Genomic DNA, 14,187 nt, shown 5'->3' with positions numbered 1-14,187 from the left:
AACTAGAATGGCGTTATTATAACACCATAATTACTTTAAGACTGGTGGGAGGCCTTCAAAAATGAACTATGAACAGCAACTGAGCACATTAAAGCAAATGCTCTTAACTGCACGCAAGACCGTTTTAATTACAGGTGCAGGTTTATCAACTGCTAGCGGTTATCCTGATTTAAACGCCATGAACCAGCTAGCTTTGCACAATCCAATTGCTTGCGTACCTTTAATGGAACTTTTGACGAACCGGTTTGCTCAGCAGCAGCCTCAAACGTTTTATCAATTATACCGCTTGACCCATTTTCGTCCCGCTAGTCAACCTAGCATTGCTCACCAAATTATTAATCAATTAACTGAACAACAGTATTTTCAAGGTATTATCACTTATAACTTAGATCATCTACACGCTTTAGCTGGGACGCAAAACGTCGTTGAATATTGGGGCAGTATTAATGAAAACTATTGTGTCAAACAGCATCACCTTTTTGATCTGAACTTCATCCAACAACACACTGTCCCCTATTGTCCCATTGATCATTCACTAATTTTACCGGTTTTTGTTTTACGGAATATGGTGGCAATCAAAAAACGCGTCTTAGCCGGAAACAAATTAATCCAAACAGCCGATTTAATTCTTGCTTTAGGAACAAAATTGGGACACGGCTTACCCGCTAATCAAGCTCAATTAGTCGTTTTAAATGATCAACCTATTAATGTCCCACAACAGATCCATCTCTTCATCAATGGTTCACTTGACCAGATTTTAACTGATTTAAAAGCCAGTTTATAAATTATTAAGCCCCACCATAAAAAAACTAGAACCACTTTGCCAGTTAGTTCTAGTTTTTTTTAAATATACTAATATCAGTTAACAATGATCTGCAATCCAAGTCCAAACTTCATCGCGGCCTGCTTTGGTCATTGAGCTAAATAATTGTAATGAATCACGTTGATTCAAGTCTAACGTATGGTTAACTAGTGAGACCGTTTTATTCCATTGATTGCGTTTAACCTTATCCATCTTCGTGGCCACTACCAATGTCGGAATTTTATAGTAACTGACGAATTGATACATAGAAACATCATCTGCACTGGGCGCCCGGCGACCATCTACTAGAATAATCATTCCCCGTAATTGTTTGCGCGTGGTCAAATATTCTTCAATCATTGCGCCAAACGCCGCCCGCTTTTGTTTGGAAACTTTCGCATAACCATAACCGGGAACATCAACCAGGTATAACTGCTGATTAATTCCGTAAAAATTCAAAGTTTGCGTTTTACCGGGAGTACTAGAAGTACGTGCAAAATTTTTCCGTTGAATTAAAGTATTAATTAAGGATGATTTGCCAACGTTAGAGCGCCCCGCCAAGGCAATTTCAGGCCAACCATCAGTAGGATACTGACTAGCACTCACGGCACTTAAGTCCATAGTAACATCTTTAATCTGCATTAGTTTAGGCAACCTTACCTTTACTATCATATAGTGAAGGCTTTTGTGAACCTTCAACTGACTTTTTCGTAACCACCACGCGCTTAATATCGTCCCGACTAGGCACTTCATACATCGTATCCATCAAAGTGGCTTCAATAATTGATCTTAAGCCCCGCGCACCAGTATTGCGCTTCAAAGCTAAATCGGCCATTGCTTCTAAAGCATTTTGATTAAACTCTAGCTTGACATCATTTAAAGCAAATAAGCGTTGATATTGCTTAACTAGGGCATTCTTAGGTTGGGTTAAGATTTGAACTAAATCATTCCGGGTTAATTGATCCAAAGTCGTAATAACTGGAATCCGGCCAATAAATTCAGGAATAATCCCAAACTTCATTAAATCTTCCGGAATAACTTGACTCATTAACTGGGCTGAATCATCGACATTTACTTGTTGACTATTGTCCATGCCAAAGCCAATCGTTTTTTCACCCAGGCGATTTTTAATAATTTCTTCAATGCCGTCAAAAGCCCCACCAACAATGAACAAAATATTGCGCGTATTAATTTGAATCATTTCTTGTTGTGGATGTTTCCGACCGCCCTGTGGTGGAACATTAGCAATTGTACCTTCTAAAATCTTTAATAAAGCTTGCTGCACTCCTTCACCAGAAACATCACGGGTAATGGAAACATTCTCGCTTTTTTTCGCAACTTTATCAATTTCATCAATATAAATAATGCCGTGTTCGGCTTTGTCGACATCAAAATCCGCATTTTGCAATAACTTCAACAAAATATTTTCAACATCTTCACCAACATAGCCCGCTTCTGTTAACGTAGTAGCGTCAGCAATAGCAAAAGGAACTTGTAAAATTTTGGCTAAAGTTTGTGCTAAATAAGTTTTACCAGAACCTGTTGGTCCGATTAACGCAATATTACTTTTTTGCATTTCTACGGCTTGATCGTCATCTTTAACTTGACTATTGACACGTAAATAATGGTTATAAACTGCCACTGCCAAATTTTTCTTAGCTTGTTGTTGACCAATGACATATTGATCCAAAATGGCCATAATTTCTTTGGGTGCAGGTAAATCCGTAATTTCGAGAGTTTCTTCTTCATCGACTGCATCATCAATAATTTGTTTACATAAATCAACACATTCATTACAAATATAAACTCCAGGACCAGCAACAATTCGTTGGACTTGGTCTTGGGACTTACCACAAAACGAGCAAACAATTGCCCCGTTATCACTGGTACTATCAAACATAAAATTATTTCCTCCCAATTTCAGTCTCAAGCTATCTTTTTTGCAATAAAAAGCTTAGCATAGACCTTAAGAAAAGTAAAAAAAGAAACTTTTACTCTTCTTAATTATACACGAAAGTAGGGAGCACAGATATGAATAAGGTTGGAATTATTGGACAAGGTCATGTTGGAGCCACGACGGCATTAGTAATGGCGCAAAGAGGACAAGTCGGCAAATTAGTTTTGGTCGATAAGAATATGAAAAAGGCTCAGTCAGAGCAATTGGACTTACAAGATCAAATTGCATTATTACCTAACGACATGACAATTGAAATTCAAGATTATCAAGCCGAGAATTGGTCTCAGTTAAGCGATTTAGATGCGTTAGTTTTTTGTCCTGGTAAAATCTCAGCTTTACTAGATCATGGTGGCGAGCGGGACTATGAACTAGGTTTAACTAGTCAGATGGTTCATGAAATTGCACCTAAAATTAAAGCCTCCGGTTTCAATGGTGTCATCGTCACAATCACCAATCCTTGCGATGTGATCGCCAAGTTATTACAAGAAGAAACTGGTTTAGCGCCACAGAAAATTATTGGTACGGGTATCGGTTTGGAAACTGCGCGGATGCACCGGGTAGTTGGCAAAGCCACTAATCATAATCCTCATGATGTTAGCGGTTACGTTTTAGGAGAACACGGGGACACATTATTTGTCGCTTGGTCTAGTGTCAAGGTTGCTGGTCAAACGCTTGACAATTGGACGTTAGATTTACCACAACTAACCCATGACACAGCCAACGGTGGTTATGAAATCTTCTTTGGCAAAGAATATACTAACAACGGTATTGCCACGATTGTTAATCAGATTATCGAAGCTGTCTTGACTGACGCTCAGGTTGCGATGCCCGTTAGTTCTTATGACGCACACAATGGAATTTATATTGGACAAGTTGCCGTAGTCGGCCAAACCGGTGTTAGCGCCATCGTACCAGTACCTTTAGATGCAACTGAACAACAAGCTTATCAAAAATCAGTAACTGCCATTAAAGCTAATTATGCTAAAGTTGCAAAGTAAATAGCTACTGACAATAATTAGTCAATAAAAAAAAAGCATCTTTCAATTCCTCCACAAAAATTCTGGGAAATGAAAAATGCTTTTTATTTGATCAAAATGATTATTTTTGTACGGCAGAATCAGTCATTAAATCAACGACCTTCTTGATTGCAATGTCATGGTCAAGCATTTCTTCAGACAAAGCATTCTTGACAGCATCTTCTTGCATGCCATAATCAGCTGCTAATTCTTTAACTTCTTGATCACGTTCTTCAGCCGTAATTTCAATATTTTCAGCTTTAACAATAGCTTCTAACAATAAGTTAGTCTTAACGCGCTTTTCAGCATCTTGACTAAATTGCTTCTTTAAATCATCTTCAGTGGTACCAGTCATTTGATAATACATTTGGGGATTAATACCCTGACGTTGCATGTTGCCCAAGTATTGATCAATTTGATTTTGAACATCAGTATCAATCATTGCTTGCGGAATTGCTTCGAAGGTTGCATTATCAATAGCTTTATCAACAGCTTCAGTTTCAATTGCATCTTCAGCCATTTGTTTCCGTTGCTTTTTCAAACGATCTTCAATCTTCGTTTTCAATTCTGCCAAAGTATCAACGTCTTCATCAACGTCTTTCGCAAAATCGTCATCTAATTTTGGTAATTCTTTGGTTTTAATTTCATGAATTGTCGTTTGAAAATGAGCCTCTTTACCCGCTAAATCTTTAGCTTGGTAGTCTTCTGGGAAAGTAACTTTGACATCCACTTCATCGCCACTTTCATGATCAATTAATTGATCTTCAAAGCCTGGAATGAAAGAATTCGAACCTAATTCTAATGAATAATTTTCGGCACTACCACCATCAAAAGCTTTGCCATCAACTGTTCCTTTATAATCAATCACAACAGTATCACCTTTTTGTGATTTGCCGGATTCTTTCAAGACCAATTCAGCTTGTTGTTTTTGCAAACGTTCTAAATCTTTGTCAACATCCTCAGCAGAAACCGTAGTATCTTGCTTCTTAACTTCTAAACCTTTATAGTCACCCAAAGTTACTTCTGGTTCTACAGCGACGGTTGCAGAAATTTTCCAAGGTTGATCAGCTTCCATGCTATCAATTGAAATTTCTGGTTGACCAACAGGTTTAATTTCAGTTTCATCAATTGCTTGAGAATATGCCATTGGTAAAACGGCATTTAAAGCATCTTGATATAATGCTTCTTCACCATACATTTGATCAAAGACCACACGTGGCACTTTACCCTTCCGAAAACCCGGAATATTTAAAGTTTTGCGTACACGTTTAAATGCGGTATCTAATCCTTGTTTAATTGTCTCTTGATCAATTTCAAAAGTTAATTTGCCATCTTGATCTTTTTCTTTCGTCCATTCAGCTTTAGCAGCCATAATATCCCTCCGGTACTAATTATCTCATACTTTATCCATCTTACCCTAAATAAAATAACTTGTAAATGTTCCAAAGCGTTATTAGACCAAAATTTATGTACAAAAAAAGTCTGGCGCACCAGACTTTTAGTTGCCATGAAAATTAGTCTAAAATTTCAGTAACAACACCGGCACCAACAGTACGTCCACCTTCACGGACAGTAAACTTAGTACCTTTTTCGATAGCAACTGGAGCAATTAAGTCAACTTCAAAAGTTACATTATCACCAGGCATAACCATTTCAACGCCATCAGGTAATTCAATAACACCAGTAACATCAGTTGTATGGAAATAGAATTGTGGACGATAGTTAGAGAAGAATGGAGTATGACGTCCACCTTCTTCTTTAGTTAAGATGTAGACTTCACCCTTAAACTTGTTATGAGTTTGGATGGAACCTGGCTTAGCCAAAACTTGACCACGTTCGATTTGATCACGGTTGATACCACGTAACAAGACACCAACGTTATCGCCGGCTTCACCTAAATCAAGCGTCTTACGGAACATTTCCAAACCAGTAACTGTTGAATGACCATCTTCATCATGCAAGCCAACAATGTCAACTTCATCACCGATCTTAACTTCGCCACGGTCAATACGACCAGAAGCAACAGTACCACGACCAGTAATTGTGAAGACATCTTCAACAGGCATCAAGAATGGCTTGTCATTACTACGTTGAGGTGTAGGAATGTAGTCATCAATCGTATCCATTAACTTTTCAATGACCTTAACTTGTTCAGGGTCACCTTCCAAAGCCTTCAAAGCGGATCCACGGATAACTGGAATGTCATCCCCAGGATAATCGTATTCGGATAATAATTCCCGAACTTCCATTTCAACTAAGTCAACTAATTCATCATCGTCAACTAAGTCAGTCTTGTTTAAGAAGACTACGATGTAGTCAACACCAACTTGGTGAGCTAACAAGATATGTTCACGAGTCTGAGGCATTGGGCCGTCAGTTGCAGCAACAACCAAAATTGCGCCGTCCATTTGAGCAGCACCAGTGATCATGTTTTTAACGTAGTCAGCATGTCCTGGGGCATCAATATGAGCGTAATGACGCTTTTCAGTTTCATATTCAACGTGAGCAGTGTTGATTGTAATCCCACGTTCTTTTTCTTCTGGAGCCTTGTCAATATCAGAATAATCTTCAGCTTTAGCTAAACCTTTATCAGCCAAAACTTTAGTAATTGCAGCTGTTAAAGTTGTTTTACCGTGGTCAACGTGACCGATTGTACCGATATTTACATGGGGCTTAGTTCTTTCATAATGTTCTTTTTCTGCCATGAAAAGAAACCTCCTGTTTGTCATCTGAATTATCTTCACAAAAAAATATAAAGAGTATTGCAAAGACAACTCTTTATGCAAGAATTATACTACTTTTGGTTCCAAAAACAAAGCGATACCGACCAAAAATATACTCTTAGTAGTATACAAACTGAGTTATCAAATGTAAACCAATTTTCTAAATTAATTGAATAAACTTAATAATTCATCTAATTTATCCAACCACTTATCTACTTTAACAGCTTTTGCTGGTTTTTCAAGTGATTGGGTATTTTTTTCATTCTCCCAGCGAGATTTGATCCGCTGCAACCATAAATCTGGATCGCAAATAATCTGATCCGTAAACGGATATAACATTGCCGCTAATAAATTGGTTTCATCCTTTAAACGATTATCCACTAGCTGTTTTTGCCAACTAACTAAACTATTCAATTGATAAATTAACGGGGTTTTTGCTGGCAAAAACTTTTTGTCAGTACCATAAAAATTAATTTTAACGAGATGTTGAATTTGTAACTTGACTAAATCTTCCGTCAAGCCCGCTTTCAATAACGGATGCAAATAAGGGTTTTGCAAAAGCACTTGACTGCTTTGTTCAAAATCCCAACTCGTTAAACAATGTAATTGTAAAATCAAATTAGATTGTTGCATTAAAGGCAAGGTTACAATGGATAAAATCTGCTGTTTTAACTGTTTAATTTCAGCTAAATGTCGTTGATAGTAACGCTGTTGATGTTGGTCAATTACTGTTTGTAACTTTTTTTTAATAGAATTTAAATCCGACGGCGCTTGTAATAATAATTGTTGGGCCTGAAGGAAATTATTGATTCCAATCAAAACATCAATCACCAAGGCTAAATTCGATGCCGTAGTTAAAAAAAGCTCTACATCAGGCTGAAGTAATTGCCAAGCCAATTGATCCTGTTGGGCTTGATGTCTTGCTTTAACTAACGCCAATTGGACGGAAAAGCTCGGTTGGAGTAGATAAGCCTGATCTAACGATTCCGCAGCGGCTAAATAATTCTTTGTTCGTTGATATTCTTGGGCTGCTTGTAATAGAGCTTGATAGCTTTTTTCTTCCAAGTTTGATTACCTCTAGCTAGATAGTAAAAAAGTCAAATTACTAAACAATAAGCTTCTTTAGCATTTGACTTCTTTACACATAACTTCATTAATTATTGATGACTATGCTGCGCTTTACGATGCCGATTTTGGTTAACTTCCATGATAACTGGCAAGATAACTGGATGACTCTTAGTTTGTTCCCATAAATAATGATTCAAGTCTTCACGAACGTCTTGTTTCAGTTCCGACCAATCAAAATCTTTATGCAATAAGTTATGTTCTACTGCTCGCACAACCACCTCGCGACTGCCAGCCAGTAATTCCGGCTTTTCTTCCAAACCAGCAAAACCACGGCCTGTAATCTGTGGCTGAGACATAATTTTCTTTTTCTTGCGATCAATAGTTACTACAGCAATAAAGACACCATCTTGGGACAATAATTGCCGATCGCGCAAAACAATGGTTCCAATATCACCAATGCCCACACCATCAATCATAGTATCACCAGCAGTTACTGCTTGAGCTAAATGAAACTGTTGTTTTTCATAACTTAAAACATCACCATTTTTTAAAACAAAGACATGATCTTGATCTAATCCGGTTTCTAAAGCAATATGCAAATGCGCATCCAAATTACGGTATTCACCCTGAATCGGAACTACATTTTGAGGTCGTAAAATATTAATCATCAACTGCAAATCACTTTTGGCAGCATGTCCCGAGGTATACAACCCCGAGTCACTTAAACTTTTAACTTCACCGCCCGCACGAAAAATCAAGTCCCGCGTTTTGGCAACCGTCGTTTCCATTGCATGTGATGGTGTCGTCGTTAGAAAGACTAAATCGCCCTCTTCAATATGGTAAAAATGATGATGACTAGTAGCCATTTTTTGTAAAATCTTGATTGGTTCGCCCATGCGGCCAGTTTCAATAATGACAACTTGATTTTTGGGTAATTTTTCAGCTTGACGCGCACTGACTAATAAACCATCTGGCACCGTCAAATAATTTAACTTAATCGCCGTCCGTACAATTTTTGATGCACTTTGACCTGTCAACACCACTTTGCGCTGCGTCTTCTGCGCAGCATTAAAGATTTGTTGCATCCGTAAAATATTAGAAGCGACCGAAGCGACAATTATCCGCCCCGTTTGGTATTCAAAAGTTTCCCAAATATAATTATAGATATCCCGCTCATCCGCTGCTGGATAAGGTGATTCGGCATTAGCCGAATCACTTAATAAGGCTAAAACTGGTTCTCGACCAATATCGGCCAAACGCTGATAATCAGTTTGATAAATTGAATCTGCTGATTGATCAAATTTAAAATCACCCGTATAAACCACTTGACCAACTGGTGTCCGAACCACTACTCCCAAAGAATCAGGAATCGAATGCGTTGTTTTGAAAAAGGAAATACTCAATTGCTCAAAATCAATCGCCGTTTGCGCGTCAATTACTTGAAAATTATTAAATTTACGACTATTTTTATTATTTTTAATTGCAATTTTGGCCAACTCAATTGTCAATTTGGAACCAAAAACGGGAATATCATAGTCTCCGACTAAATAAGGTAAAGCTCCAATTGCATCAGCATGACCATGTGTTAAAAAGACCCCGACTACTTTATCGATATTCTCTTGAATGTAAGTAAAATCTGGAATCACCACATCAATTCCCAATAATTCATTTTCCGGATATTGTAATCCACAATCTAAAATAACAATTTCATCCCCGTATTCAACGGCATACATATTTTTTCCGTTTTCTCGTAAGCCACTTAACGGAATTATTTTTAAATTTGCCAAATATCTCACCCTTCTGCTGTTAAGTATTTCAAAATCTTGCAAGATCTTGCTGTCACTTCGTGACTACCTGAATGCGTTTGTCTCATTGTAGCACAACTCTCTAATTTTTTATACAAAACACCAATCTGGAATTGACTTATCACTGTAAAATTTCAAAATTTGACTGGGGGATTGTCAGCAAAGAATTCTCAAATCCAAACCACAAAAAAACTGTTCGAATAAATTCGAACAGTTCCTTAAATTTCGGATAATTATTAACGACGTAAGCCTAAACTTTGAATCAAATTACGGTAACGATTAATATCGCTCTTCCGTAAGTAAGCTAATAAATTACGACGATGACCGATCTTCTTTAACAAACCAACATAAGAATGATGATCCTTCTTGTTGATCTTCAAATGATCGTTCAAATTGTTAATTTCATAAGTTAAAATTGCAATTTGGACTTCTGGAGAACCAGTATCGCCTGCTTTACGACCGTACTTTTCAATTAATTCTTGTTTCTTTGCCTTAGTTATTGCCATGTCAAAAACCACCTTCATAAAATTAATTCAGCTAAACTGTGCTTGCGCCGGTGTCACAACAAACAAAGCATAGCTAATACATAGTTGAATATAACTTAAGCTGTCGAAAAAATCAAGAATTTATTTCAGAATGATTGCAAATCGAAGCTGATTTTAGTATACTTTTAGGGTATTGGGATGGTCACGGAGGTGAATTGAACATGCCACAAATTAAATCAGCTATTAAGCGTGTACGGACATCTGCCAAAGCAAATGAACGTAATACTGCTCAACGTAGTGCAATGCGTTCTACTATTAAGAAGTTTGAAACTGCTGCTGCTAATGGCGCTGAAGATACTCAAGAATTATATCGTCAAGCTGCACGTGCCATTGATATGGCTAAGTCCAAGGGCTTAATTAAACAAAACAAAGCTGCACGTGATAAATCACGTTTGGCCGCTAAAATTAAATAATTAACCCTAAAAAAGACGGACCTTAGCCCGTCTTTTTATTTGTAATGAACGCAATCATGAACAATTCAAATAATTGCGTTTTATTGGCCTGACCTGTCTTCATTTGATAGTCCATTTCGATTAAGTCGGAAAGGGCTTTTTTTAATTGTCCTAAATCGTAATTTTTAATTCGCTGTAACGCTAATTTCACTCGATAAGGATGAATCTGTAAAAACTGTGCCAATTTTCCTTGTGACATTCCCTGACCAGCCAAAATCTTCACTTGCAACAATACCCGAATTTGACTTTGAGCTAATGCTGTCAACAAAATTGGATCATTATTTAGGATCAACAATTGTTGGTATAAACTCTCAGCTTGCCGTAAATTATGCTGTAAAATGGCATCTAACAAATCAAAAACATTATCATCCAAAGACTGGGGCACTAATTGTTGCACCATAGCTAAATCAATAATTTTTTGCTTTTGCGCATATAAAAACAATTTCTTTAATTCTGAATTGGCGAGTGAATAGTCCCCTTTGGTTCGTTGAATTAATGCTGTTAAAGCCGCCGGCACAATCGTAAAGCCTTGAGCCGTAATCTGTTTTTGCAGAGTACTTTGTAAAGACTGAGTGGTTAATTTTTGCACATCGATTACTTGTGCTTTTTGCTTCAATACTTTCGTAATTTTTTTACGCTGATCTAATTTTTCATATGGCGCAAAAATCACAAAAATAGTTGTTGATTGTGGATCTTGTACATAGTCTATGAGTGCTGCCACATTTTGCTCAATTCCCGTTTTATTTTTATTACCACTCAAAAAGATTGGATTAGTAACTAGTACCAAACGATGCTCACCTAGAAAGGGTAAAGTATTAGCTTCACCGACAGCTTCTTGCACATCGACTTGCTCTAAATCAAATTCCGCCACATTTAACTCTTGTTCTTCCGGCGTCAAATATTGCACAAAAATTTGTCGTACTTGTTGCATCAGTTCACTTTCAGAACCCACGACTAAATACAAGGGTGCGATTTGTTGTTGCTTTAATGATTGTTGTAATTCATTGACTTTCATTTAATTCTTTCCTTGAAAAAACTCGCCATTTCTGCTGGTGGTCATAATTGTAATTCCAAGTAATCATACCATGTTTTGCTGTACTTAAATTAGGAATGTGCAATTTTTTGAGTGTCCGTAGTGTTTCCGGACTAGGATGACCATAACGATTATGGCGCCCGACAGAGATTAATACTAATTTTGGTTTAATTTGTTGTAAAAAGCGTTGAGAACTGGCTGTTTTACTACCATGATGCCCCGCCTTTAAAAAATCAATTCTAGGAGCATGTTGCTTAAATAATTTTAATTCGTGGGCACGATCTAAATCACCCGTAAAAAGCCATTTCTTGCCCTGTAAACTCACTATTAAACTCAGTGAATCTTCGTTTTTTCCATTAGATAAATGTGGAGGCCAGACCACTTGCATAAAATCTTGATGGGGTAATAAAATTTGATCATGGACATGTAATCTAACAATTGCAATTTTATGCATAAACGGTTGTAATTGCCGCACAACTGCCGGTATTTTTTGCATCCCGTCTGCTAAATAAACATGCTTAACCGGAAAATTTTGTAATAAAACTTTCAAATCACCAATATGATCAGCATCTTGATGTGATAAAAACACCCCATCCAAATGCGTAATAGCTCGATACCGCAAGTATGGAATGGTAATAGATTGAACCCGATTATTAGTCGAATGATAGTGACCAAAATTTAATTTTCCACCAGTATCAATCAAATAGGTGCGTTTAAAAAAAGGCGTCGTAATTAAAATACTATCGCCCTGTCCCACGTCTATCAAACTAACTTCACCGGTCATTGGATAGCGGTTAAACAAAATAATGCAACAATAACCAATCAGCAAGCCTAATAAAACTGTTTTGGTGGGATGTTGAGCGATAACTAAGGTCATAAATAACAGCAGTAATAAAACTACCAGATTAATTTTACCAACCGTCACTTGCGACCAGGAAGCATGGGCTAATACTTGAATTGGCGCATAAATCAAAGTAAACAAAGATTCCAGCGGAGTAATCAACCAATTAGCTTGCCTTAAAAAAACACTAATTAAAGTTAGCGGGATAATCATTTTTTCAAAGATCGGTGTCAAACATAAATTAGCTAAAAACGTTAACCAGCTAAAACTGTAATTATGAAAAATTAAAATTGGTAAACTCAATAAATTCATCAGCAATGATTGTTGCCACACCGTTTTCTGTTGCAAGACAATTAAGCCATAAGCTAATAAATAACTCAATTGTCCTGCCAATGTCCACAGGACTTGTGGCATCAAAAAACTATGAATAATCAAAGTCCCCGCAAAGATATCATTGCGGGATAAATACCAACGATATTTCTCATTTAACATTTTTAAAATTTGGCTGATACAAGCTCGCCAAACACCTATACCACTACCGGTTAATACAACAATCGCTGGTAAGCTGACTAAAATTAGCCAATCAACATACTCTTTACGAAGTTTACAAGCCCCTGCCAATTGGCTGATCCAATTAACCAATAAGTAAATATGCAACCCCGAAATACTAAAGATATGAATAATACCTAAGTTTGTTAATCCTTGCCGCAAATCTTGCTCTTGATTATCAAATTGTCCCAATAACAAACTACTAGCATTTAAACGTAACCAATGTGGTAAATGGTACACTTGTAACAACAAGCGATAACGCCAAATGTGTAACCACTCAATTATTCCCCGGGGAGCTCGTAACTTGATTTGAACATGTTGAGCGGTAGCTTGATAATAAATCTTTTGCGTTCGTTCATATTTTTGAAAATCAAATTCTCCTGGATTAGTGGCGGGCTTGATTTTTTGCCAAACAAAATCTCCCTGTAGGATAATAATTTGGGGGGATTTCACTTGAAAATTACTATTGATTCCAACATTAACTTTCTGTGAACCATTAATTTGTCCTTGACCATACAACCAATTAGTTCGGTTGGTAACTTGATCAGGATAAACTGTAATGACATGAGTTTGTGGTTGAGCAATATGCGGTTGTTGACCGATTATCCACCCCAGCACTCCCATCACCGTTAGCAGCACTAAAACTGAATATTTTTGATGGCGTAAGACAATGCCAATCACACCGATACCTAAAATCAGCCACCAAACATTCTGAGTGATTACAAAAGCAATGGTTAATTGTAAAAAAAGAGCTCCAAATAAATACCAACCTCGTTCAAACACACAATTGATCCTTCAAATTGTCCACGGTCTTTTCACCAAATCCTTTGACATTAGTCAGATCTTCCACTTTAGTAAAACTACCATGATCTTGCCGATACTGAATAATTGCCTGTGCTTTTTTCGGTCCTAAACCATTAACTTGCTGCAATTCTTCAGCCGTTGCAGAATTTAAATTAACACTTGCATTGGCTGTCGTAGTCGCGGTTGTGGCAGCGGCATTCGCATTCGGTGCAGCTGTGGTTTGATCTGGGACAATGACTTGACTTTGATCGTGTAATTTTTGGGCTTGATTAATACCCTTGAGATTGGCATTAGCCGTGGGTCCCCCGGCATGTTGAATAGCATCATAAATCCGCGCCGATGCTAATAAATGATAAACTCCCGGTTTATTCACTTCACCTTGCACATCAACGACAATCGTCGTTGGAGATTTTTTAGGAGTAGATTTAACCATGGTTGTCTGTTGCACTGTTGGCGGATCATTTTTCGTAGGTGTTAAGGAGCTGGGCCAAAATTTCCACAATACTACTGCCAAAATTATTAGTCCTCCAACTAACCACTGCCAATAAGCTACTAACCAATTTTTTATTTTCTGCATTCTTCATCACCCAAT

General features: G+C 37.3%; 13 protein-coding genes. 3 read left to right on the top strand and 10 right to left on the bottom strand.

Annotated features, from left to right (window positions below):
• Window positions 1–61 precede the first annotated feature (61 nt).
• The gene (locus AC3B6B_RS06455; RefSeq protein WP_489757869.1) at window positions 62–784 is read left to right on the top strand and encodes an SIR2 family NAD-dependent protein deacylase; all 723 of its coding nucleotides are present in this window, start codon (window positions 62–64) and stop codon (window positions 782–784) included.
• A gap of 78 nt (window positions 785–862) precedes the next feature.
• Here the strand turns inward: AC3B6B_RS06455 and yihA are convergent, their stop codons facing one another.
• A complete protein-coding gene (yihA, locus tag AC3B6B_RS06450) occupies window positions 863–1,444 on the bottom strand; it encodes a ribosome biogenesis GTP-binding protein YihA/YsxC (protein ID WP_489757868.1) in 582 nt (193 codons plus the stop codon).
• Between the two features lie 4 nt (window positions 1,445–1,448).
• On the bottom strand, window positions 1,449–2,702 hold the full coding sequence (gene clpX / locus AC3B6B_RS06445; protein ID WP_489757867.1) for an ATP-dependent Clp protease ATP-binding subunit ClpX: 1,254 nt from the start codon (window positions 2,700–2,702) through the stop codon (window positions 1,449–1,451).
• Between the two features lie 131 nt (window positions 2,703–2,833).
• Between clpX and AC3B6B_RS06440 the strand changes: the two genes are divergently transcribed.
• Window positions 2,834–3,757, top strand: a complete 924-nt coding sequence (locus AC3B6B_RS06440; protein ID WP_489757866.1) for a lactate/malate family dehydrogenase — start codon at window positions 2,834–2,836, stop codon at window positions 3,755–3,757.
• Between the two features lie 100 nt (window positions 3,758–3,857).
• Here AC3B6B_RS06440 and tig read toward each other — a convergent pair whose 3' ends face one another.
• The 5 genes from tig to rpsO form a co-directional block, all read right to left on the bottom strand.
• Window positions 3,858–5,147 carry a trigger factor gene (gene tig / locus AC3B6B_RS06435; RefSeq protein WP_489757865.1) on the bottom strand — a complete coding sequence of 430 codons (1,290 nt, stop codon included), beginning with the start codon at window positions 5,145–5,147 and terminating at the stop codon, window positions 3,858–3,860.
• A 142-nt stretch (window positions 5,148–5,289) separates the two neighbouring features.
• The gene (gene tuf, locus AC3B6B_RS06430; protein ID WP_489757864.1) at window positions 5,290–6,480 is read right to left on the bottom strand and encodes an elongation factor Tu; all 1,191 of its coding nucleotides are present in this window, start codon (window positions 6,478–6,480) and stop codon (window positions 5,290–5,292) included.
• Window positions 6,481–6,663: 183 nt separating this feature from the next.
• Complete coding sequence (locus tag AC3B6B_RS06425) at window positions 6,664–7,563, bottom strand: hypothetical protein (RefSeq protein ID WP_489757863.1); 900 nt, start codon at window positions 7,561–7,563, stop codon at window positions 6,664–6,666.
• Window positions 7,564–7,655: 92 nt separating this feature from the next.
• The gene (locus AC3B6B_RS06420) at window positions 7,656–9,353 is read right to left on the bottom strand and encodes a ribonuclease J (RefSeq protein WP_489757862.1); all 1,698 of its coding nucleotides are present in this window, start codon (window positions 9,351–9,353) and stop codon (window positions 7,656–7,658) included.
• A 254-nt stretch (window positions 9,354–9,607) separates the two neighbouring features.
• The gene (gene rpsO, locus AC3B6B_RS06415; protein WP_489757861.1) at window positions 9,608–9,877 is read right to left on the bottom strand and encodes a 30S ribosomal protein S15; all 270 of its coding nucleotides are present in this window, start codon (window positions 9,875–9,877) and stop codon (window positions 9,608–9,610) included.
• Between the two features lie 200 nt (window positions 9,878–10,077).
• On the opposite strand from rpsO, the gene rpsT reads away from it, so the two are divergent.
• On the top strand, window positions 10,078–10,329 hold the full coding sequence (rpsT, locus tag AC3B6B_RS06410) for a 30S ribosomal protein S20 (protein WP_489757860.1): 252 nt from the start codon (window positions 10,078–10,080) through the stop codon (window positions 10,327–10,329).
• Between the two features lie 22 nt (window positions 10,330–10,351).
• Here the strand turns inward: rpsT and holA are convergent, their stop codons facing one another.
• Genes holA through AC3B6B_RS06395 form a run of 3 tightly spaced genes read right to left on the bottom strand, consistent with a single transcriptional unit; the run spans window position 10,352 to window position 14,172 of the window.
• Window positions 10,352–11,383, bottom strand: a complete 1,032-nt coding sequence (holA, locus tag AC3B6B_RS06405; protein ID WP_489757859.1) for a DNA polymerase III subunit delta — start codon at window positions 11,381–11,383, stop codon at window positions 10,352–10,354.
• Complete coding sequence (locus AC3B6B_RS06400) at window positions 11,370–13,574, bottom strand: DNA internalization-related competence protein ComEC/Rec2 (protein WP_489757858.1); 2,205 nt, start codon at window positions 13,572–13,574, stop codon at window positions 11,370–11,372. The genes holA and AC3B6B_RS06400 overlap by 14 nt, the downstream gene beginning before the upstream one ends.
• Window positions 13,567–14,172, bottom strand: coding sequence for a ComEA family DNA-binding protein (locus AC3B6B_RS06395; protein ID WP_489757857.1), 606 nt, complete (start codon window positions 14,170–14,172; stop codon window positions 13,567–13,569). The genes AC3B6B_RS06400 and AC3B6B_RS06395 overlap by 8 nt, the downstream gene beginning before the upstream one ends.
• Between the last annotated feature and the right edge of the window lie 15 nt (window positions 14,173–14,187).

The sequence above is a fragment of the Bombilactobacillus sp. ESL1197 genome, assembly GCF_058107145.1.
This window is presented reverse-complemented; position numbering and strand designations above follow the sequence as displayed.

Bases quoted from the DNA above. Each gene is read 5' to 3' on its own strand.
- tig (WP_489757865.1), bottom strand. From the start codon at position 5,147: ATGGCTGCTAAAGCTGAATGGACGAAAGAAAAAGATCAAGATGGCAAA.
- clpX (WP_489757867.1), bottom strand. From the start codon at position 2,702: ATGTTTGATAGTACCAGTGATAACGGGGCAATTGTTTGCTCGTTTTGT.
- AC3B6B_RS06455 (WP_489757869.1), top strand. From the start codon at position 62: ATGAACTATGAACAGCAACTGAGCACATTAAAGCAAATGCTCTTAACT.
- rpsO (WP_489757861.1), bottom strand. From the start codon at position 9,877: ATGGCAATAACTAAGGCAAAGAAACAAGAATTAATTGAAAAGTACGGT.
- tuf (WP_489757864.1), bottom strand. From the start codon at position 6,480: ATGGCAGAAAAAGAACATTATGAAAGAACTAAGCCCCATGTAAATATC.
- rpsT (WP_489757860.1), top strand. From the start codon at position 10,078: ATGCCACAAATTAAATCAGCTATTAAGCGTGTACGGACATCTGCCAAA.
- holA (WP_489757859.1), bottom strand. From the start codon at position 11,383: ATGAAAGTCAATGAATTACAACAATCATTAAAGCAACAACAAATCGCA.
- AC3B6B_RS06395 (WP_489757857.1), bottom strand. From the start codon at position 14,172: ATGCAGAAAATAAAAAATTGGTTAGTAGCTTATTGGCAGTGGTTAGTT.
- yihA (WP_489757868.1), bottom strand. From the start codon at position 1,444: ATGCAGATTAAAGATGTTACTATGGACTTAAGTGCCGTGAGTGCTAGT.
- AC3B6B_RS06440 (WP_489757866.1), top strand. From the start codon at position 2,834: ATGAATAAGGTTGGAATTATTGGACAAGGTCATGTTGGAGCCACGACG.